The 19,431-nt window shown below is 61.2% G+C and carries 20 protein-coding genes; 9 read left to right on the plus strand and 11 right to left on the minus strand.

Annotation, left to right across the window (positions count from 1 at the left end; genetic code table 11):
* Positions 1 to 5: 5 nt before the first annotated feature.
* From ACM6I6_RS07365 to tldD, 3 genes are all read left to right on the plus strand, one after another.
* The gene (locus tag ACM6I6_RS07365; RefSeq protein ID WP_414919683.1) at positions 6 to 3,809 is read left to right on the plus strand and encodes a YhdP family protein; all 3,804 of its coding nucleotides are present in this window, start codon (positions 6 to 8) and stop codon (positions 3,807 to 3,809) included.
* Positions 3,810 to 3,882: 73 nt separating this feature from the next.
* Positions 3,883 to 4,731 carry a carbon-nitrogen hydrolase family protein gene (locus tag ACM6I6_RS07370; RefSeq protein WP_323605543.1) on the plus strand — a complete coding sequence of 283 codons (849 nt, stop codon included), beginning with the start codon at positions 3,883 to 3,885 and terminating at the stop codon, positions 4,729 to 4,731.
* 18 nt (positions 4,732 to 4,749) lie between these two features.
* Positions 4,750 to 6,192: a metalloprotease TldD gene (gene tldD / locus ACM6I6_RS07375; RefSeq protein ID WP_274074018.1), complete on the plus strand. Its 1,443-nt coding sequence runs from the start codon at positions 4,750 to 4,752 to the stop codon at positions 6,190 to 6,192.
* A gap of 105 nt (positions 6,193 to 6,297) precedes the next feature.
* Here the strand turns inward: tldD and yjgA are convergent, their stop codons facing one another.
* Positions 6,298 to 6,822, minus strand: coding sequence for a ribosome biogenesis factor YjgA (yjgA, locus tag ACM6I6_RS07380; RefSeq protein ID WP_034148278.1), 525 nt, complete (start codon positions 6,820 to 6,822; stop codon positions 6,298 to 6,300).
* Between the two features lie 108 nt (positions 6,823 to 6,930).
* On the opposite strand from yjgA, the gene pmbA reads away from it, so the two are divergent.
* The 6 genes from pmbA to ACM6I6_RS07410 all read left to right on the plus strand — a co-directional run bounded on the left by pmbA (position 6,931) and on the right by ACM6I6_RS07410 (position 12,297).
* The gene (pmbA, locus tag ACM6I6_RS07385) at positions 6,931 to 8,277 is read left to right on the plus strand and encodes a metalloprotease PmbA (RefSeq protein WP_046820559.1); all 1,347 of its coding nucleotides are present in this window, start codon (positions 6,931 to 6,933) and stop codon (positions 8,275 to 8,277) included.
* Between the two features lie 249 nt (positions 8,278 to 8,526).
* Positions 8,527 to 8,934 carry a hypothetical protein gene (locus ACM6I6_RS07390; RefSeq protein WP_046820558.1) on the plus strand — a complete coding sequence of 136 codons (408 nt, stop codon included), beginning with the start codon at positions 8,527 to 8,529 and terminating at the stop codon, positions 8,932 to 8,934.
* The gene (locus tag ACM6I6_RS07395; RefSeq protein WP_323605545.1) at positions 8,915 to 10,291 is read left to right on the plus strand and encodes a class II fumarate hydratase; all 1,377 of its coding nucleotides are present in this window, start codon (positions 8,915 to 8,917) and stop codon (positions 10,289 to 10,291) included. The genes ACM6I6_RS07390 and ACM6I6_RS07395 overlap by 20 nt, the downstream gene beginning before the upstream one ends.
* A 27-nt stretch (positions 10,292 to 10,318) precedes the next feature.
* Positions 10,319 to 10,759, plus strand: coding sequence for a hypothetical protein (locus tag ACM6I6_RS07400; protein ID WP_274074016.1), 441 nt, complete (start codon positions 10,319 to 10,321; stop codon positions 10,757 to 10,759).
* 2 nt (positions 10,760 to 10,761) lie between these two features.
* Positions 10,762 to 11,373 (plus strand): superoxide dismutase, encoded by a 612-nt coding sequence (locus tag ACM6I6_RS07405; RefSeq protein WP_323605547.1) that lies wholly within the window; start codon positions 10,762 to 10,764, stop codon positions 11,371 to 11,373.
* A gap of 30 nt (positions 11,374 to 11,403) precedes the next feature.
* Complete coding sequence (locus tag ACM6I6_RS07410; RefSeq protein ID WP_274074015.1) at positions 11,404 to 12,297, plus strand: ZIP family metal transporter; 894 nt, start codon at positions 11,404 to 11,406, stop codon at positions 12,295 to 12,297.
* 86 nt (positions 12,298 to 12,383) lie between these two features.
* Here ACM6I6_RS07410 and ACM6I6_RS07415 read toward each other — a convergent pair whose 3' ends face one another.
* The 10 genes from ACM6I6_RS07415 to ACM6I6_RS07460 form a co-directional block, all read right to left on the minus strand.
* Positions 12,384 to 12,659: an HPr family phosphocarrier protein gene (locus tag ACM6I6_RS07415; RefSeq protein ID WP_046820553.1), complete on the minus strand. Its 276-nt coding sequence runs from the start codon at positions 12,657 to 12,659 to the stop codon at positions 12,384 to 12,386.
* Between the two features lie 15 nt (positions 12,660 to 12,674).
* Positions 12,675 to 13,532 carry an RNase adapter RapZ gene (gene rapZ, locus ACM6I6_RS07420; protein WP_083348227.1) on the minus strand — a complete coding sequence of 286 codons (858 nt, stop codon included), beginning with the start codon at positions 13,530 to 13,532 and terminating at the stop codon, positions 12,675 to 12,677.
* Positions 13,533 to 13,534: 2 nt separating this feature from the next.
* Positions 13,535 to 13,999, minus strand: a complete 465-nt coding sequence (ptsN, locus tag ACM6I6_RS07425; RefSeq protein WP_274074014.1) for a PTS IIA-like nitrogen regulatory protein PtsN — start codon at positions 13,997 to 13,999, stop codon at positions 13,535 to 13,537.
* A gap of 12 nt (positions 14,000 to 14,011) precedes the next feature.
* Positions 14,012 to 14,320, minus strand: a complete 309-nt coding sequence (gene hpf / locus ACM6I6_RS07430) for a ribosome hibernation-promoting factor, HPF/YfiA family (RefSeq protein WP_274074013.1) — start codon at positions 14,318 to 14,320, stop codon at positions 14,012 to 14,014.
* Between the two features lie 75 nt (positions 14,321 to 14,395).
* Positions 14,396 to 15,889, minus strand: coding sequence for an RNA polymerase factor sigma-54 (locus tag ACM6I6_RS07435; protein WP_274074012.1), 1,494 nt, complete (start codon positions 15,887 to 15,889; stop codon positions 14,396 to 14,398).
* Positions 15,890 to 16,073: 184 nt separating this feature from the next.
* Positions 16,074 to 16,799 carry an LPS export ABC transporter ATP-binding protein gene (lptB, locus tag ACM6I6_RS07440; protein WP_008054366.1) on the minus strand — a complete coding sequence of 242 codons (726 nt, stop codon included), beginning with the start codon at positions 16,797 to 16,799 and terminating at the stop codon, positions 16,074 to 16,076.
* On the minus strand, positions 16,799 to 17,347 hold the full coding sequence (lptA, locus tag ACM6I6_RS07445; RefSeq protein WP_323605551.1) for a lipopolysaccharide transport periplasmic protein LptA: 549 nt from the start codon (positions 17,345 to 17,347) through the stop codon (positions 16,799 to 16,801). The genes lptB and lptA overlap by 1 nt, the downstream gene beginning before the upstream one ends.
* Entirely contained in the window at positions 17,334 to 17,906 is a 573-nt protein-coding gene (lptC, locus tag ACM6I6_RS07450; RefSeq protein WP_274074010.1) for an LPS export ABC transporter periplasmic protein LptC, read from the minus strand. The genes lptA and lptC overlap by 14 nt, the downstream gene beginning before the upstream one ends.
* Before the next feature lie 8 nt (positions 17,907 to 17,914).
* Positions 17,915 to 18,439: an HAD family hydrolase gene (locus tag ACM6I6_RS07455; protein WP_323605553.1), complete on the minus strand. Its 525-nt coding sequence runs from the start codon at positions 18,437 to 18,439 to the stop codon at positions 17,915 to 17,917.
* Positions 18,439 to 19,413 carry a KpsF/GutQ family sugar-phosphate isomerase gene (locus tag ACM6I6_RS07460; protein ID WP_323605554.1) on the minus strand — a complete coding sequence of 325 codons (975 nt, stop codon included), beginning with the start codon at positions 19,411 to 19,413 and terminating at the stop codon, positions 18,439 to 18,441. Before ACM6I6_RS07460 ends, ACM6I6_RS07455 begins: the two co-directional genes overlap by 1 nt.
* Between the last annotated feature and the right edge of the window lie 18 nt (positions 19,414 to 19,431).

The following is a 19,431-nucleotide window of genomic DNA, read 5'->3' on the forward strand; positions in this document are numbered from 1 at the left end:
CTGACATGGAGCGTCTGACACGCATATTGGCCGCACTGACCCGCTGGGGTCTGGGCCTGTGCGCGTTGGTTTTGGTGTTGATGGCGTTGTACGTCAGCCTTGGCCGGGAACTGGCGCCGTTGGTAGCCGAGTACCGTGCCGAAGTCGAAACCAAGGCCAGCGAAGCCTTGGGCATGCCCCTGCAAATCGGTGAGTTGAAAGGCAGTTGGAGCGGCTTCGCGCCTGTTTTGTCCGCTCACGACGTGACGGTGGGCGAGGGTGCCAACGCCTTGCACCTGGAGCAGGTGCGGGCGATCCCGGACCTGTGGGCCAGTCTGCTGGCTCGCGATGTGCGCATCGCCAATCTGGAACTCAATGGCCTGAAGATCAGCCTCAAGCAAGGCGATGATGGCAAGTGGGCGCTGGAAGGTTTGCCGGTAAAGGACGATCAGCCCCTCGACCCGGAGCAGTTGCTCAATCGCATGCAGATGATCCAGCAGCTGTCGGTGCTCGACAGCCAGGTCACTTTGCAGCCGTGGGGGGAATCGCCGCTGACCCTGACGTACGTCGGCTTGAGTCTCAAAACCGGCGCCTACCGCCAGCGCCTCGATGCCCGCTTGACCCTGCCCGATGGCCAGCCGATGGCCATGAGTTTGCGTAGCCGCATTCGCGCCAGCGAGTGGAAGGACGGCGAGGTGGAAGCCTATGCGAGCCTGCCGCAAAGCGACTGGGCGAAATGGTTGCCCGAAACCCTGACCCAGAATTGGAATTTCTCCGAGATCAAGGCCGGTGGCGAGCTGTGGGTTACCTGGGGCAAGGGCGCCCTGCAAAGTGCCGCCATCCGTTTGAATGCCCCGCAACTCAAGGGTGCCTATGCCGAGCGCAAGCCGATCCAGATCAACAACCTGGCGCTTAACGGTTATTTCCAGCGCAGCGCCGAGGGCATGCTGGTCACGGTAGATTCCCTGGCCATGAACCTTGCAGAGACGCGTTGGGAGTCACGCCTGCAATTGAAGCAGACCACGGCCGCGGACAGCACCCAGAATCTCTGGCACCTGCAAGCCGACCGTCTCGACCTGACGCCGCTCACACCGCTGCTCAATGCCCTGGCGCCCTTGCCGGAAGGTGTTGCCAAGGTGGTCGAACGGCTCAAGGTCACCGGTGGACTGCGCAACGTGCTGATCGACGTGAAACCCAATGCCACAGACGACAGCCGATTCAGCTTCGCGGCCAACCTTGATCGGGTCGGCTTTGACGCGTATCACGGCGCGCCGGCGGCGCGTAATGTCTCGGGCAGCATCAGCGGGGACCTTGGCCATGGCGAGTTGCGCATGGACAGCAAGGATTTCATGCTGCACCTGGACCCGATTTTCGCCAAGCCATGGCAATACATCCAGGCCAACGCCACCTTGACCTGGAAGCTCGACAAGGAAAGTTTCACCCTGATCGCGCCGTACCTGAAGGTGTTGGGCGAAGAGGGCAAGATTGCCGGCGATTTCCTGATCCGCCTGTTCTTCGATGACACGAAGGAAGACTACATGGACCTGCGGGTCGGCATGGTGGAGGGCGACGGTCGCTACACCGCGAAATACCTGCCGACCGTTCTCAGCCCGGCGCTGGACGAATGGCTGCGTACGGCGATTCTCAAAGGTGCGGTGGACGAGGGTTTCTTCCAGTACCAGGGCTCGTTGAACCATGGCGCGGCGGAAACGGCCCGCAGCATCAGCCTGTTTTTCAAGGTCCACGATGCCGAACTGGCGTTTCAGCCTGGCTGGCCGCATGTCAGCAAGGTCACCGGTGATGTGTTCGTAGAAGACAGCGGCGTGCGGGTTCTGGCCAGCCAGGGGCAGTTGCTCGACACCAAGGTCCGCGACATCTACGTCAATATTCCCCACGTGCCTGACGGGCAGAACAGTCATCTGTTTCTCGATGGCGCGTTCGCTGGCGGCTTGGGCGATGGCCTGAAAATTCTCAAGGAAGCGCCGATTGGCACGGCCGAAACGTTCGCTGGCTGGGAAGGCGAAGGCGACCTGCAAGGCAAGCTCAAGCTGGATATTCCACTGGCCAAGGGCGAGCAGCCGAAGATCCTGGTCGACTTCAAGACGGCCAAGGCCCGCCTGAAACTGCCCGAGCCGCCCCTTGAGCTGACTCAGCTCAAAGGTGATTTCCGCTTTGACAGCAGCAAAGGCTTGAGTGGGCAGAACATCAGCGCGCGCGCCTTCGACAAGCCGGTGACTGCGCAAATTTTCGCCGAGGGTCGCGAGGGCAAGCTCAACACCCGGGTCACCGCTTCCGGGCAGGTCGAAGTGAAGAAACTCACGGACTGGCTGAGTGTCACCCAGCCGTTGCCGGTGAGCGGCGTGATCCCCTATCAATTGCAACTGACCCTCAATGGCGCCGATAGCCAGTTGCTGGTCAATTCCAATCTCAGGGGTGTGGCCGTCGATCTGCCGGCGCCCTTTGGCCTGGCGCCGGATGCCGGGCGCGACACCTCATTCCGCATGACCCTGCAAGGCGAGGAGCGGCGCTACTGGGTGAACTACGGTGAACTGGCGAACTTCACGTTTGCTGCACCGGCCAGCAACTTTGCCAACGGCCGTGGCGAGTTGTTCCTCGGCAATGGCAATGCCGTGTTGCCCGACACAAAGGGCCTGCGCATTCGTGGCACGCTGTCGGAGCTGGATATCGGCCCGTGGCAGGACCTGATGAACAAGTATGCCGGGCAAGACCCAGGCGGTAATGCCAAGCAGTTGCTCAGTGGATTGGACGTCAAGGTCGGCAAGCTCCGCGCTTTCGGCACAACGTTGGACCAGGCAGCGGTGCAGCTGACACGCAAACCTTCCGCCTGGGCCTTGCAGCTCGACAGCCAGCAGGTCAAGGGCAACGCCAGCCTCCCCGATGCCAAGGCCGCGCCGATGGTGATCAACCTGCAGACCGTGCGGCTGCCGGCACCTGACCCGACGGTGCTGGCCGATGAAAACTCGCCGGACCCCCTGGCCTCGGTGGACCCGAAAAAGATCCCGGCGCTGGATATCACCATCAACCAGCTGTACCAGGGCAACGACCTGGTCGGTGCCTGGTCGCTGAAAGTGCGTCCGACGGCCAAGGGTATAGCGCTCAACTCGCTGGACATGGGCCTCAAGGGCATCCTCCTGCAAGGCAGCGGCGGCTGGGAAGGTGCGCCGGGCGCCAGCACCAGCTGGTACAAGGGGCGGATCAGCGGCAAGAATCTTGCGGATGTGCTCAAGGGCTGGGGCTTTGCGCCGAGCGTCACCAGCCAGGAATTCCACATGGATGTCGACGGCCGCTGGCCCGGCTCGCCGGCATGGCTGGCCACCAAGCGCTTCTCCGGCACCCTCGATGCATCGCTCAATGAAGGCCAGTTTGTCGAGGTTGAAGGCAGTGCCCAGGCGTTGCGGGTGTTTGGCCTGCTCAACTTCAACTCGATTGGCCGCCGCTTGCGCCTGGACTTTTCCGACCTGTTCGGCAAAGGCCTGAGCTATGACCGGGTCAAGGGCCTGCTGGTGGCGACCAACGGTGTGTACGTGACCCGCGAACCTATCCGCCTGACGGGCCCGTCGAGCACCATCGAGCTCAACGGTACCCTGAACATGGTGGCCGATCAGATCGATGCCAAATTGATGGTGACCTTGCCGGTGACCAACAACCTGCCCATTGCCGCACTGATCGTCGGCGCGCCGGCCATCGGCGGGGCGCTGTTCCTGATCGACAAGTTGATCGGTGACCGTGTGTCGCGTTTTGCCAGCGTGAAATACACGGTCAAGGGGCCGTGGAAAGAACCGAAAATCACCTTCGACAAGGCTTTTTGAGAAACCACTGCCCTGGCCTATGGAGTAGCATGGCCGTACCCCCCCTGCGTTGATATCCGAACAGGAAAAGGCCATGTCTGTAGCGGTAATTCAAATGGTCAGCCAAAGCGAAGTGCCGGCCAATCTGGCCCGGGCGCGCCAATTGCTGGAACAGGCGGCCGCCGGCGGTGCGAAACTGGCCGTGTTGCCGGAAAACTTCGCCGCCATGGGCCGGCGCGACGTCGCCGACATCGGTCGCGCCGAGGCGCTGGGCGAAGGCCCGATCCTGCCGTGGTTGAAACAGACGGCCCGCGACCTCAAGTTATGGATAGTGGCCGGTACCTTGCCGCTGCCGCCGGTGGATCAACCGACGGCCAAGGTGCATGCCTGCTCGTTGTTGGTAAATGATCACGGCGAGACGGTGGCGCGCTACGACAAGCTGCACCTGTTTGACGTGGACGTGGCGGACAATCGCGGCCGTTATCGCGAATCCGATGACTATGCTTATGGCAGTGGCGTGGTGGTTGCGGACACACCGGTGGGGCGAGTCGGCCTGACGGTCTGTTATGACCTGCGCTTCCCGGAGCTGTATAGCGAATTACGCGCTGCCGGGGCGGAGTTGATTACCGTGCCATCGGCGTTTACCGCGGTGACCGGCGCGGCGCATTGGGAGGTGCTGATTCGTGCGCGAGCCATCGAAACCCAGTGTTATGTGCTCGCGGCCGCCCAGGGTGGAACGCATCCGGGGCCCAGGGAAACCTGGGGGCACGCGGCCATTGTCGACCCCTGGGGGCGGGTACTGGCACAACAGGATCAAGGCGAGGCCGTGCTGCTGGCCGAACGCGATAGCAGCGAACAGGCGTCCATCCGGGCGCGGATGCCGGTGTCCAGTCACCGGCGCTTTTTCTCGCAGGGCGCCCAGCGACCTGCCTCAGAACGATGAATTTAAGGCGTAAAGCATATGAGCGAGTTGTTGTCCTCAGTCAGTGAACACCTCCTGGCACCGGGTGGCGTAACGATCGAAAGTCTGCAAGGTGTGCTTGGCGACCTGGCCGGCCCGGGCATCGATGCCGCCGACCTGTATTTCCAGGGGCAGATTTCCGAGTCCTGGGCGCTGGAAGACGGCATCGTCAAGGAAGGCAGCTTCAACCTCGACCAAGGGGTTGGCGTGCGCGCGCAATCCGGTGAGAAGACCGGTTTTGCCTACAGCAACGCCATCACCCTGGAAGCCCTGGGCGCGGCGGCCCGTGCTGCCCGGTCGATCTCCCGAGCCGGGCAGAATGGCACCGTGCAAGCGTTTACCAGCCAGGACGTGGCGCAGTTGTACGGGCCGGACAATCCTCTGGAAGTGCTGACCCGTGCCGAGAAAGTCGATCTGCTCAAGCGCATCGATGCGGCCACCCGAGCCCTCGATCCGCGCATCCAGCAGGTCACCGTGAGCATGGCCGGTGTCTGGGAGCGGATCCTTGTGGCGTCCACCGACGGCGGCCTGGCGGCGGATGTACGGCCGCTGGTGCGCTTCAACGTCAGCGTGATCGTCGAGCAGAACGGCCGCCGCGAGCGCGGTGGCCACGGCGGTGGCGGGCGTACCGACTACCGTTATTTCCTCGCTGAAGACCGGGCCATGAGCTATGCCCGTGAGGCGCTGCGCCAGGCCTTGGTCAACCTGGAAGCCATCCCGGCGCCGGCCGGTACCTTGCCGGTGGTGCTGGGTTCGGGCTGGTCGGGCGTGTTGCTGCACGAAGCGGTCGGCCACGGCCTGGAAGGCGACTTCAACCGCAAAGGCAGTTCGGCCTACAGCGGGCGCATGGGCGAAATGGTTGCGTCCAAGCTGTGCACCATTGTCGATGACGGCACCCTGGCCGGGCGTCGCGGCTCCTTGAGCGTCGACGACGAAGGGACGCCGACCGAGTGCACCACGCTGATCGAAAACGGCGTACTCAAAGGCTACATGCAGGACAAGCTCAACGCCCGCCTGATGGGCGTGGCCCGCACCGGTAACGGTCGTCGCGAATCCTACGCGCACCTGCCGATGCCACGCATGACCAACACCTACATGCTGGCCGGCGAAAGCGATCCGGAAGAAATCATCGCCTCGGTGAAACGCGGCATCTACTGCGCCAACCTCGGCGGTGGCCAGGTGGACATCACCAGCGGCAAGTTCGTGTTCTCCACCAGCGAGGCGTACCTGATCGAGGACGGCAAGATCACCGCCCCGGTCAAAGGCGCGACGTTGATCGGCAACGGCCCTGAAGCCATGAGCAAGGTGTCGATGGTCGGTAACGACCTGGCACTGGACAGCGGCGTGGGGACGTGTGGCAAGGATGGGCAATCGGTGCCGGTGGGTGTCGGCCAGCCAACGCTGAAGATTGATGCGATCACCGTGGGTGGCACGGGCGCATAGGGATTGATACATCCCCTGTAGGAGCTGCCGAAGGCTGCGATCTTTTGCTTTTTAGAAGATCAAAAGATCGCAGCCTTCGGCAGCTCCTACAGGAGTTGCGATGGCTTAACGCAGACCGCGTTGAGTCTCGTCCAGCTCACGGATGTACTTGAAGATTTTACGGCTGGAAGCAGGAGGCTTGTTTTGCGCAACCTCGTGCTGGGCCTGACGGATCAGGGAACGCAATTGCTGGCGGTCCGCGTCCGGGTAGTCGACGACGAATTTTTCCAGTACGGCATCGTCGCCGGCGATCAGGCGATCGCGCCAACGTTCCAGGTTATGGAAGCGTTCGTTGTACTGGCGAGTGGAGGCATCGAGTTGATCGAGCAAGACCAGAATCGCGTCAGTGTCCTGATCGCGCATCAGCTTGCCGATGAACTGAAGGTGCCGTTTACGCGCGATGTTCGCGGTGTGCTTGGGCGCATCGGCCAGGGCCCGACGCATGGCGTCGGTCAATGGCAGTTTTGCCAGCAAGTCAGGCTTGAGCGTTGTAAGGCGCTCGCCGAGGTCAACCAGAGCATGCAGCTCGCGTTTAACCTGGGATTTGCTTTTTTCTCCCGTATCGAGGGAGTCGTCGTAAGAATCAACCATGGTGGCCGTCCGCAAAGAAACGCCGCCATGATAACCAGTCGGGGGCCGCTTGTCCGGCCCGGTCGCTCGATGACCGTTACCGAAAGCAGAATTTGAGTGGAGAACAGCATGAGTGCAGTTGAGAGCGTCGGCCCACAAGCGTTGCCGGCACTGCAAGAACAGGTCGAGCAGATCATCGCTGAAGCCAAGCGCCAGGGCGCCAGTGCCTGTGAAGTGGCGGTGTCGCTGGAACAAGGCCTGTCGACCACGGTTCGTCAGCGTGAAGTCGAAACCGTCGAATTCAATCGCGACCAGGGTTTTGGCATCACGCTGTACGTCGGTCAGCGCAAGGGCTCGGCCAGCACCTCGGCCAGTGGCCCTGAGGCGATTCGCGAAACCGTTGCCGCTGCCCTGGCGATTGCCAAACACACCTCGGAAGACGAAGCCTCGGGCCTGGCGGATGCCGCGCTGATGGCCAAGGACGTGCAGGACTTCGACCTGTTCCACCAATGGGATATCACCCCGGAACAGGCGATCGAGCAGGCTCTGGCCTGTGAAGCTGCAGCCTTTGCTGCTGACAGCCGGATCAAGAACGCCGATGGTACGACCCTGAGTACCCATCAGGGCTGCCGTGTCTATGGCAATAGCCACGGGTTTGTTGGCGGTTATGCGTCGACCCGGCATAGCTTGAGCTGCGTCATGATCGCCGAGGCCGATGGCCAGATGCAGCGCGATTACTGGTACGACGTGAACCGCCAGGGCAACCTGCTGGCCGATCCGGTGAGCATCGGTCAACGTGCTGCCCAGCGCGCGGCGAGCCGTCTGGGCGCGCGTCCGGTGCCGACCTGCGAAGTGCCGGTGCTGTTTTCCGCGGAGCTGGCCGGTGGTTTGTTCGGCAGTTTCCTGTCGGCGATTTCCGGCGGCAGCCTGTATCGCAAATCGTCGTTCCTCGAAGGTACCCTGGGGCAGAAGCTGTTCCCGGAATGGCTGACCATCGACGAGCGTCCGCACCTGATGCGGGCCATGGGCAGTGCGGCATTTGACGGCGATGGCCTGGCAACCTACGCCAAACCGTTCGTCGAAAAGGGCGAGCTGGTGTCCTACATCCTCGGCACCTACTCCGGCCGCAAGCTTGGCATGCCGAGCACCGCCAACGCGGGCGGCGTGCACAACCTGTTCGTCACCCACGGTGATGAGGACCAGGCTGCGTTGCTGCGTCGCATGGGCCGCGGCCTGCTGGTGACCGAACTGATGGGCCAGGGCCTGAACATGGTGACCGGCGATTACTCCCGTGGCGCGGCGGGTTACTGGGTCGAGAACGGCGAAATCCAGTTCGCGGTCCAGGAAGTAACCATCGCCGGCAACATGCGCGACATGTTCAAGCAGATCGTTGCCGTGGGTAATGACCTGGAGCTGCGCAGTAACATTCGCACCGGTTCGGTGTTGATCGAGCGGATGACGGTGGCGGGCAGCTAAGCCTCGCCGTTACACAAAAAGGCGCGCCACCCCTCAGGTGGCGCGCCTTTTTTTATATGCCTTACACAGATCCCATGTGGGAGCGGGCTTGCTCGCGAAGGCGGCACGCCAGTCAACGAAGATGTTGAATGTGCAGGCCTCTTCGCGAGCAAGCCCGCTCCCACAGTGAGTTCTACGTGCGCTATCGAGCTTGTGTTGGTTCTCATTATCATCTAATAATAAATCTCATTACCGAATGAGCCCCGGATCATGAGTTCTGCCTTGCACGAGCAGCCTTACCTCGAAAGCTGGCGCTGGATGAGTCGCCAGATCCGTTGCGCGATGGATCCCGACGAGCCGCGCCTGATCGATCATTACCTGGCCGAAGGCCGGTATCTGGCCTGTTGCACGGCAACCTCGCCCTGGACCATTGCCCAAACCTCCTTCCGTTTGCTGCTCGACACCGCTGCGGATGTCGCGCTGCCCTGGCACTGGCGCACTTACTGCCTCGACCAGGCCTGGCGCCCTTTGCGCGAACTCGAACGCCTCGCCTTGTGCAAATGCCGACTCAAGCGCTGGCAGAGCTACACCTGGCAACTGGCGACCTGCGAGCTGCAACCCTCGATTCCCTTAACTGAACTGGTGCAAGGATTTTCAGATGACCAAGACACGTATTGAGCGCGACAGCATGGGCGAGCTTCAGGTCCCGCATGACGCCCTCTATGGCGCACAGACTCAGCGTGCAGTGGATAACTTCCCGATCAGCGGCAAGCCAATGCCGGTGCAGTTCATTCGCGCGTTGATCCTGGCCAAGGCTGCGGCAGCGCGCGCCAACATCGAGCTCAAGCAGATCAGCGAGTCCCAGGGCATCGCCATCGTCGAGGCTGCGCAAGGCTTGCTGGAAGGCGATTTCATGCAGCACTTCCCGGTGGATGTGTTCCAGACCGGTTCCGGCACCAGCTCCAACATGAACGCCAACGAAGTGATCGCCACCCTGGCCAGCCGCCTGCTCGGCGAGCCGGTGAACCCCAACGATCACGTCAATTGCGGGCAGAGCAGCAACGACATCATCCCGACCACTATCCACGTCAGTGCCGCGCTGGCCTTGCACGAACAGTTGTTGCCGGCCCTGAACGGGCTGGTTCAGGTGATCGAACGCAAGGCGCAAGAGGTGCATCACCACGTCAAGACCGGGCGCACCCACCTGATGGATGCCATGCCGGTGCGCATGAGCCAGGTGCTCAATGGTTGGGCGCAACAACTCAAGGCCAACATCGGCCATTTGCAAGGCCTGCAGCCAAGCCTGCAATCCCTGGCCCAGGGCGGTACGGCAGTGGGTACCGGGGTCAATGCGCATCCCGAATTCGCTGCGCGCTTCAGCCAACAACTGAGCAAGCTGACCCAGGTGCAATTTACGCCGGGCGTGGATCTGTTTGCCTTGATCGGCTCCCAGGACACCGCCGTGGCCGTTTCCGGCCAGCTCAAGGCGACCGCGGTGTCGCTGATGAAAATCGCCAACGACCTGCGCTGGATGAACTCCGGTCCTCTGGCTGGCCTGGGTGAGATAGAGCTCGAAGCCTTGCAGCCGGGGTCTTCGATCATGCCCGGCAAGGTCAACCCGGTGATCCCGGAGGCCACCGCCATGGTCGCCGCCCAGGTAATCGGCAACGACACGGTGATCACCGTCGCCGGTCAGTCGGGCAATTTCGAGCTCAACGTGATGCTGCCCATCGTCGCCCAGAACCTGCTGGGCAGCATCGAATTGCTGGCCAACTCCAGCCGTCTGCTGGGGGAAAAGGCCATCGCCAGCTTCAAGGTCAACGAAGACCGGATCAAGCAAGCGCTGTCGCGCAACCCGATCCTGGTGACGGCACTCAACCCGATCATTGGCTACCAGAAAGCCGCTGAAATCGCCAAGAAGGCTTATCAGCAGGGCCGCCCGGTGATCGATGTCGCACTGGAGCACACCGAACTTCCGCGTAGCCAGCTGGAAACGTTGCTCAACCCGGAAAAACTCACCGCTGGCGGCGTGTAACCACCACCACCGCTTTGGAGGCTCACCATGGAACACTGGAAACGCACGATCGAAAGGGCAAATCGCTGTTTCATGTTGGGCGAGCTGGTCGATGCCCGCGAGGCTTACTTGCAGGCATTGGCCCTGGCCCAGGTGCTGTTCGAGCGCTGGGCAAATGCCGATGAAGCGGTGGCGGCCTGCGTGATCTCCCATCACAACCTGGCGGACCTGCATTTGCGCCTGAACCAGCCGGAGGAGAGCGCCGAGTACCTGTGCGCCATCCACCAGCGCCTGCTACAGACCGTGCAGGACCCGCGACTGACGCCAGCGCTGCGTGAAGCGGCGCTGCGCCAGAGCAACAAGACCTACGTCGAACTGCTGAATTTCATCAGCGAGCACGGTGAATATCCACGCACCCATCGGTTGCTGCACATCGAGACTGCCTCACCGTCGCATCGCCCTGCGCCTCACCATCATGGAGTCCACTGAACATGGCTTTTACCCTGCCTGCCTTGCCGTATGCCTACGACGCCCTGGAACCGCACATCGATGCGCAGACCATGGAAATCCACTACACCAAACACCACCAGACCTATATCAACAACCTCAACGCTGCGGTCGAGGGCACCGAGTTCGCCGAGTGGCCAGTGGAAAAGCTGGTGGCCGCCGTGCAGCAACTGCCGGAGAAGCTCCGTGCGGCAGTGATCAACCAGGGCGGCGGCCACGCCAACCATTCATTGTTCTGGGAAGTCATGGCGCCGCACGGCGGCGGCAAGCCTGAAGGCGCGCTGGCCAAGGCGATCGATGAGCAGCTGGGTGGCCTCGACAGTTTCAAGGACGCTTTCACCAAGGCGGCGTTGACCCGTTTCGGCAGTGGCTGGGCGTGGCTGAGCGTAACCCCACAAAAGACCCTGGTCGTGGAAAGCAGCGGCAACCAGGACAGCCCGTTGATGAACGGCAATACGCCGATCCTCGGCCTGGATGTGTGGGAACACGCCTATTACCTGCGGTATCAGAATTGCCGTCCGGAATACATCAGCGCGTTCTACAACGTGATCAATTGGCCGGAAGTTGCGGCGCGCTATCAAGCGGCACTGGCCTGAGTCCTTTATAAAAACAACCCAAGGCTGATTATGGGCACTGAAACGCTGGCGATCGGAAGTGGACGAATGTTTCGTTACGCATTCGGATCGCTGTTACTGCTGGCGGGCATGAGCTTGCTGGTTGCACATGGGCTGGCCTGGCTGGACCTTGAACCGCGGCTGTCGCGGGCGTTGCAGGGCGGTGCGATCTGCGCCCTGGGCACGGCGCTCGGGGCTGTGCCGGTGCTGGTGATCCGGCGCATGCCCCAGGCACTCAGCGATTCGCTGCTGGGCTTTGGTGCTGGCGTCATGCTCGCGGCGACAGCGTTTTCGCTGATCATGCCGGGCATTGCCGCGGCAGAAAACCTGGGCATGAGTCCGTGGGCTGCCAGCGGCCTGATGTGTCTTGGCATCCTGCTCGGCGCCTTCGGTCTGTTCCTGGTGGATTGCCAGGTCTCGGGTGCTTCACCGCAAATGCTCGTCGGCACCGTGGAGCATCCGGTCATTGCGCCACGGATCTGGCTGTTCGTGTTTGCCATCATTGCCCATAACATCCCCGAAGGCATGGCGGTCGGCGTGTCGGCCGGTGGCGGCATGCCTGACGCCGACAGCCTGGCGATGGGCATTGCCCTGCAGGATGTGCCGGAGGGGTTGGTGATCGCGCTGGTGCTGGCGGGAGCCGGGATGTCGCGGTTCAAGGCTTTCCTGATCGGTGCTGCTTCAGGGTTGGTGGAGCCAGTGTTCGCGCTGTTGTGCGCATGGCTGGTGAGCCTGGCCGAACTGTTGTTGCCTTTGGGGTTGGCGCTGGCGGCGGGGGCGATGCTGTTGGTGGTCACCCACGAAGTGATTCCCGAGTCGCGCCGCAATGGTCACGACAAATTGGCAAGCCTTGGGCTGCTGATCGGGTTTTGCCTGATGATGGTGATGGATACGGCGTTGGCCTAAAAAGATCGCAGCCTGCGGCATCTCCTACAGGTAAACACGATCCCATGTAGGAGCTGCCGCAGGCTGCGATCTTTTGATCTTGACCTTTATTCGCCTTCGTCGAAGTAGTTGTTGATCAACTTCACCAGCGCATCCAGCGCTTCCTGTTCCTGCTCGCCTTCCGTGCTCAGGTAAATCCTGGTGCCCTTGCCGGCGGCCAGCATCATCATCGCCATGATGCTTTTACCGTCGACGGTGGTCTCTGGCGTGCGTCCTACCCTGATCGTGCAATCCTTGAATTGACCGGCGATTCCAACGAATTTTGCCGAAGCGCGGGCATGCAGGCCCAGCTTGTTGATGATTTCGATTTCCAGAGCAGGCATCGCGGTGTGAATCCTTTAGCTGAGGTCGCGGTGGCGAACCTGGACGTTCTTCAGGGATTGCTGCAGGACCTGGCCAAGACGTTCAGTCAGGTAGACGGAGCGGTGATGGCCGCCGGTGCAGCCAATGGCAATAGTGACATAGGCGCGGTTGCTGGCGGCAAAGCGTGGCAGCCATTTGAGCAGGTACGTAGAAATGTCCTGGAACATCTCCTCGACATCGGGTTGCGCCGCCAGGTAATCGGCCACCGGTTGGTCGAGCCCGGACTGCTCGCGCAGTTCCGGCTTCCAGTAAGGATTGGGCAGGCAGCGCACATCGAATACCAGGTCGGCGTCGACCGGCATGCCACGCTTGAACCCGAACGACTCCACGAGGAATGCCGTGCCGGGTTCCGGCTGGTTCAGCAGGCGCAGCTTGATGGTATCGCGCAGTTGGTACAGGTTCAGGCTGGTGGTGTTGAGCTTGAGGTCGGCCAGGTCGGCAATCGGCCCGAGCAGGGTGGTCTCGTCGTTGATCGCCTCGGCCAGTGAGCGATTGGCATTGCTCAGCGGGTGACGGCGGCGGGTTTCCGAGAAACGCTTGAGCAGGGTTTCCTCGTCGGCATCCAGGTACAGGACATCGCACTGGATGTGGCGGCTGCGCACTTCGGCCAGCAGTTCGGGGAAACGCGACAGGTGACTTGGCAGGTTGCGCGCATCGATGGATACGGCAACCAGCGGTTGCGCCAGCTCGGTGTGAATCAGCGCGCGCTCGGCCAGTTCGGGCAGCAAACCGGCAGGCAGGTTGTCGATGCAGTAGTAGCCGTTGTCCTCGAGGACGTCGAGGGCGGTACTTTTACCTGAGCCGGAACGACCGCTGACGATGATCAAGCGCATGATTAGTGACCGTTTTGCTCGTCCAGGACAACCTGATACAAGGCTTCATTGCTCGCGGCGCTGCGCAGTTTTTCGCGCACTTCCTTGCGGTCGAGCATGCTGGCGATCTGGCGCAAAAGCTCCAGGTGCGCATCGGTAGCGGCTTCCGGGACCAGTAGCACGAACAACAGGTCAACCGGGGCGCCATCGATGGCGTCGAAATCGATAGGGGCGTCGAGGTGCATCAAGGCGCTGATGGGCGATGTGCAGCCCTTCAGGCGACAGTGGGGAATGGCGATGCCGTTGCCAAAACCGGTCGAACCGAGTTTTTCACGGGCGATCAAAGCCTCGAAGACATCTTGCATCTCCAGATCCGGCACTTCCCGGGCGATCAGGTTGGCAATTTGCTCGAGGGCTTTCTTTTTACTGCCGCCCGGCACGTTCACCAGGGAACGGCCGGGGGTCAGGATGCTTTCAAGTCGGATCATGGGTTGGGAGTGTTAACGACCCGTAGCGCCCTGGAGGAGGCTCTGGGTCTTTTCCTTATGCTTTTTGAGTTGTTTATCCAGCTTGTCGGTCAGTAAGTCGATAGCTGCGTACATATCAGTATGTTCCGCGTTTGCGACGACCTCATTGCCGGGAATATGCAGCGTGGCTTCGATTTTTTGCTTCAGCTTTTCGACGCACATCGTGACTTGCACGTTGGTGATCTTGTCGAAATGTCGCTCCAATCGTTCGAGTTTTTCGCCGATGTAGGTGCGAAGAGGTTCGGTCACTTCCAGTTGGTGTCCACTGATGTTGACTTGCATACAGCTTCTCCTTCGTTGCCAGTGCATAAAGCGGCAGATCCAGATGATCTGCCACTGGAACGCTGTGGCGTGGCCCTACATCAACCGCTTGCGTTCGCTCGAAGGCGCGATCCCGAGGGATTCGCGGTACTTGGCGACGGTGCGGCGAGCCACCTGAATGCCTTGTGCCTCCAGTAAACCAGCGATCTTGCTGTCACTCAACGGCTTTTTCTGATTTTCCGCCGCCACCAGTTTTTTGATGATCGCGCGAATCGCCGTGGACGAGCATTCTCCGCCCTCGGAGGTGCTGACGTGGCTGGAGAAAAAGTATTTCAGTTCATAGATGCCCCGAGGGGTATGCATGAATTTCTGCGTGGTCACCCGCGAAATCGTCGACTCGTGCATGCCGACCGCTTCGGCGATGTCATGCAGCACCAGCGGTTTCATGGCCTCGTCGCCGTACTCCAGGAAGCCGCGCTGATGCTCGACAATCTGCGTGGCCACTTTCATCAGGGTTTCGTTGCGGCTCTGCAGGCTCTTGATGAACCAGCGGGCTTCCTGCAGCTGATTGCGCATGAAGGTGTTGTCGGCGCTGGTGTCGGCACGGCGCACGAAGCCTGCGTACTGGGCGTTGACCCGCAGGCGCGGCACCGACTCCTGGTTCAACTCCACCAACCAGCGCTCGTTGTCCTTGCGCACGATCACGTCGGGCACCACATATTCGGCTTCGGTCGACTCGATTTGCGAGCCAGGGCGCGGGTTGAGGCTCTGCACCAGTTCGATCACCTGGCGCAGTTCGTCTTCCTTGAGTTTCATGCGGCGCATCAGCTGGCTGTAGTCGCGGCTGCCGAGCAAGTCGATGTAGTCGGTGACCAGGCGCTTGGCCTCGGCCAGCCAAGGCGTCTTGGCGGGTAGCTGGCGCAATTGCAGCAGCAGGCATTCGCCCAGGTTGCGGGCAGCGATACCGGCGGGTTCGAATTGCTGGATGCGGTGCAGGACGGCTTCGATTTCGTCCAGTTCGATGTCCAGTTCCGGATCGAAGGCTTCGAGGATCTCCTCCAGCGTCTCGTCCAGATAACCCTGGTTGTTGATGCAGTCGATCAGGGTCACGGCGATCAGGCGATCGGTGTCGGACATCGGTGCCAGGTTCAATTGCCACAGCAGGTGGCTTTGCAGGCTCTCGCCCGCCGATGTGCGGGTGGTGAAATCCCACTCGTCGTCATCGTTGCTCGGCAGGCTGCTGGCACTGGTCTGGTACACGTCTTCCCAGGCGGTGTCGACCGGCAGTTCGTTAGGAATGCGCTCGTTCCAGTCGCCTTCCTCGAGGTTATCGACCGTCGGGGCGGTTTCCTGGTAAGAGGGTTCCTGGATGTCGGTACTGGGCTTGTGTTCGGCGTTGTCGGCCAGCGGGTCGGAATTGTCGAAGTCGTCGCCTTCTTCCTGGCGCTCGAGCATCGGATTGGACTCCAGGGCCTCCTGGATTTCCTGTTGCAGGTCCAGGGTCGACAATTGGAGCAGGCGGATGGCCTGTTGCAGCTGCGGTGTCATCGTCAGCTGCTGGCCCATTCTCAAGACTAGCGATGGTTTCATGGCAGGGGCTTAACACCTTATTCGCCGGCGCACATGCGCCATCCACTACAGGGCGCCGGAGCGCCAAACATAAGCAAATTATATGCCCGAAACCGCGGCGTTTGCCTAGAGCGCTGTAACAATAAAAAAAGGTTGATTTTTTATTGCGCCGAGCGCTCGGTCGACCCGCCGGACACCTCGACGCTTACAGACGGAATTCGTGCCCCAGGTACACTTCCTTGACCAGGTCATTGGCCAGGATGGTTTCAGCGTCACCTTCGGCGATCAGTTGGCCATCGTTGACGATGTAGGCGGTTTCGCAGATATCCAGGGTTTCACGGACGTTGTGGTCGGTGATCAGCACGCCGATGCCCTTGGCCTTGAGGTGATGGATGATCTGCTTGATGTCGCCCACTGAAATCGGGTCGACGCCGGCGAACGGTTCGTCGAGCAGGATGAATTTCGGGTTGGTGGCCAGTGCCCGGGCGATTTCCACGCGGCGGCGTTCGCCGCCGGACAGGCTCATGCCGAGGTTGTCGCGGATGTGGCTGATGTGGAATTCCTGCAGCAGGCTTTCCAGTTCCTTGCGGCGGCCGGCCTTGTCGAGTTCCTTGCGGGTCTCGAGGATGGCCATGATGTTGTCGGCCACCGACAGTTTGCGGAAGATCGACGCTTCCTGTGGCAGATAGCCGATACCCGCCTTGGCGCGACCGTGCATCGGCTGGTGGCTGACGTCGAGGTCATCGATCAGCACGCGGCCCTGATCGGCCTGTACCAGGCCGACGATCATGTAGAAGCAGGTGGTCTTGCCGGCGCCGTTGGGGCCGAGCAGGCCGACGATCTGGCCGCTGTCGATGGACAGGCTGACGTCACGCACGACCTGGCGGCTCTTGTAGCTCTTGGCCAGGTGCTGGGCTTTCAGAGTTGCCATTACGGGGCCTTTTGCTCGTCGGTTTTCTTTTTCGGCTGGATCACCATGTCGATGCGCGGACGCGACTCGGTCACCTTGCTGCCTGTGGCGCGACCGGCGCTGGCCAGTTTCTTCTCGGTGTCATAGACGATTTTCTCGCCTTGGGTGACGTTGTTGTCCTTGTCGATGACTTTGGCCTTGTCGATCAGCACGACGCGGTTTTGCGGAGCGAGGTACTGGATGGTCACGCCCCAGCCCTGCACCGGCTTGGAGTCGCCAGCCGTCTGCATTTGCTCGAAGTAGGCCAGGTTGCCCACCGAGGTCACCACGTCGATGTCGCCGTTCGGCGCGCGGGTCATGGTCACCTTGTTGCCGGTGACCTTCATCGAGCCCTGGGTGATGATGACGTCGCCGGTGTACGTGGCGATGCCTTGCTTGTCGTCCAGCTGGGCATCGTCGGCCTGAATGCGAATAGGCTGCTGTTGATCGTCCGGCAGAGCCCAGGCGCTCACGCTTCCCAGTGCAGCGCCCAGACTGAGCAAAATAGGGAGGGTTTTAACGAGCCTCATACTGTCCTCTTACGTTCGATAGCAGGTGTATCCTGCTTTCTTTCAAATACGCCTTCATTCCCTTGCCAGTCGATACACCGCCAGCGCCGTCGATTCTAACGTCTCGCTCGGTCTGCGCATATTGCTGCTGCGGGAACACGGTCATGCGAGTGGTGGTGATCAGCGTCCTGCGATTTTTCTCGTCAAAACGTGTAATGCGTACCGAATCGATCAACTCGACCTCAGTGCCGTCGGGATTGACCTCGCCTTTTTCGCTCTGCACGTGCCACGGAAACTCGGTGCCGCGGAACATGTTCAGGTCGGGGTTTGTCAGCAGCGTCACCTCGGTGGCCTTGAGGTGCTCGACCTTGTCCGACGTCATCTCGTACTGCAGCCTGCCGTCCGGCAGGAACTGTACGCTGTGGGCGTTGGTGGCGTAATAGTCGATCGCACTCTCATCGACTTGCACGACCGGCTTGTCGAGGAAGCGTTCCGGGCTGATGTTCCAGTAGCCGACCGCAGCGAAAATCGCCGTGATGCTACCGAACACCAGTATGTTGCGAAACTTTTTACTTAGCATTATCTGGCTCACAGGTACGCGGCGTTAGCCTCATCGAGACGGCCTTGGGCGCGCAGGATCAATTCGCAGAATTCACGGGCGGCACCTTCGCCACCTCGGGCCTGGGTGATGCCGTGAGCGTGCTCGCGCACGAAGCTGGCGGCATTGGCCACGGCCATGCCCAGGCCGACGCGGCGGATCACTGGCAGGTCCGGCAAATCGTCACCGAGGTAGGCGACCTGCTCATAGCTTAGGCCGAGTTGGCCAAGAAGCTCGTCGAGCACCACCAGTTTGTCCTCGCGGCCCTGATACAGGTGGGGGATGCCGAGGTTCTTCGCCCGTCGCTCGACCACCGGGGTCTTTCGCCCGCTGATGATGGCGGTTTGCACGCCGGCCGCCGTCAGCATCTTGATGCCCTGGCCGTCGAGCGTGTTGAAGGTCTTGAATTCGCTGCCGTCTTCGAGGAAGTACAGGCGCCCGTCGGTCAGGACGCCGTCGACATCGAACACCGCCAGCTTGATCTGTTTGCCGCGTTGCAGCAGGTCAGCGCTCATTACATTACTCCCGCACGCAGCAAGTCGTGCATGTTCAAGGCGCCGACCGGGCGATCTTCGCTGTCGACCACGACCAGCGCGTTGATTTTGTGATCTTCCATTATTTTCAGGGCCTCGGCGGCGAGCATTTCGGCGCGGGCCGTCTTGCCGTGGGCTGTCATGACCTGATCGATGGTGGCGCTGTGGATGTCGATACTGCGGTCCAGCGTGCGTCGCAAATCGCCGTCGGTGAAGATCCCGGCCAGCTTGCCATCGGCCTCGAGCACCACGGTCATGCCCAGGCCTTTGCGGGTCATTTCCATCAGCGCATCCTTGAGCAGGGTGCCGCGTTGTACTTGCGGCAGCTCCTGCCCGGCGTGCATGACGTTTTCGACTTTCAGCAGCAGGCGACGACCCAATGCACCGCCCGGGTGGGAAAAGGCGAAATCCTCGGCGGTAAAACCTCGGGCTTCCAGCAGTGCAACGGCCAGGGCATCGCCCATGACCAGCGCGGCGGTCGTCGACGAGGTGGGCGCGAGGTTCAGCGGGCAGGCTTCATGCTCGACATGCACATTCAAGTTGACCTCGGCGGCCTTGGCCAGCGGTGAGTCGGGCTTGCCGGTCATGCTGATCAACTGGATGCCCAGGCGCTTGATCAGTGGCAACAGGGTGACGATTTCATTGGTTGAGCCGGAATTCGACAGCGCCAGGATGATGTCGTCGCGGGTGATCATGCCCATGTCGCCATGGCTGGCCTCGGCGGGGTGAACGAAAAAGGCCGTGGTGCCAGTACTGGCCAGGGTCGCGGCGATCTTGTTGCCGATATGCCCCGATTTGCCCATGCCGACCACGACGACACGGCCTTTGCTGGCCAGAATCATTTCGCAGGCGCGCACGAAATCCGCGTCGATACGGGGCAGCAAGCCTTTTACGGCTTCCACTTCGAGGCGGATGGTGCGTTGTGCTGACTTGATCAGGTCGCTGGATTGGCTCATTTCGAAAATGTTTAGCCT

Origin of the sequence: Pseudomonas sp. IT-P218, assembly GCF_949767605.1 — a bacterium.
Taxonomy (GTDB): Bacteria; Pseudomonadota; Gammaproteobacteria; order Pseudomonadales; family Pseudomonadaceae; genus Aquipseudomonas; species Aquipseudomonas putida_AE.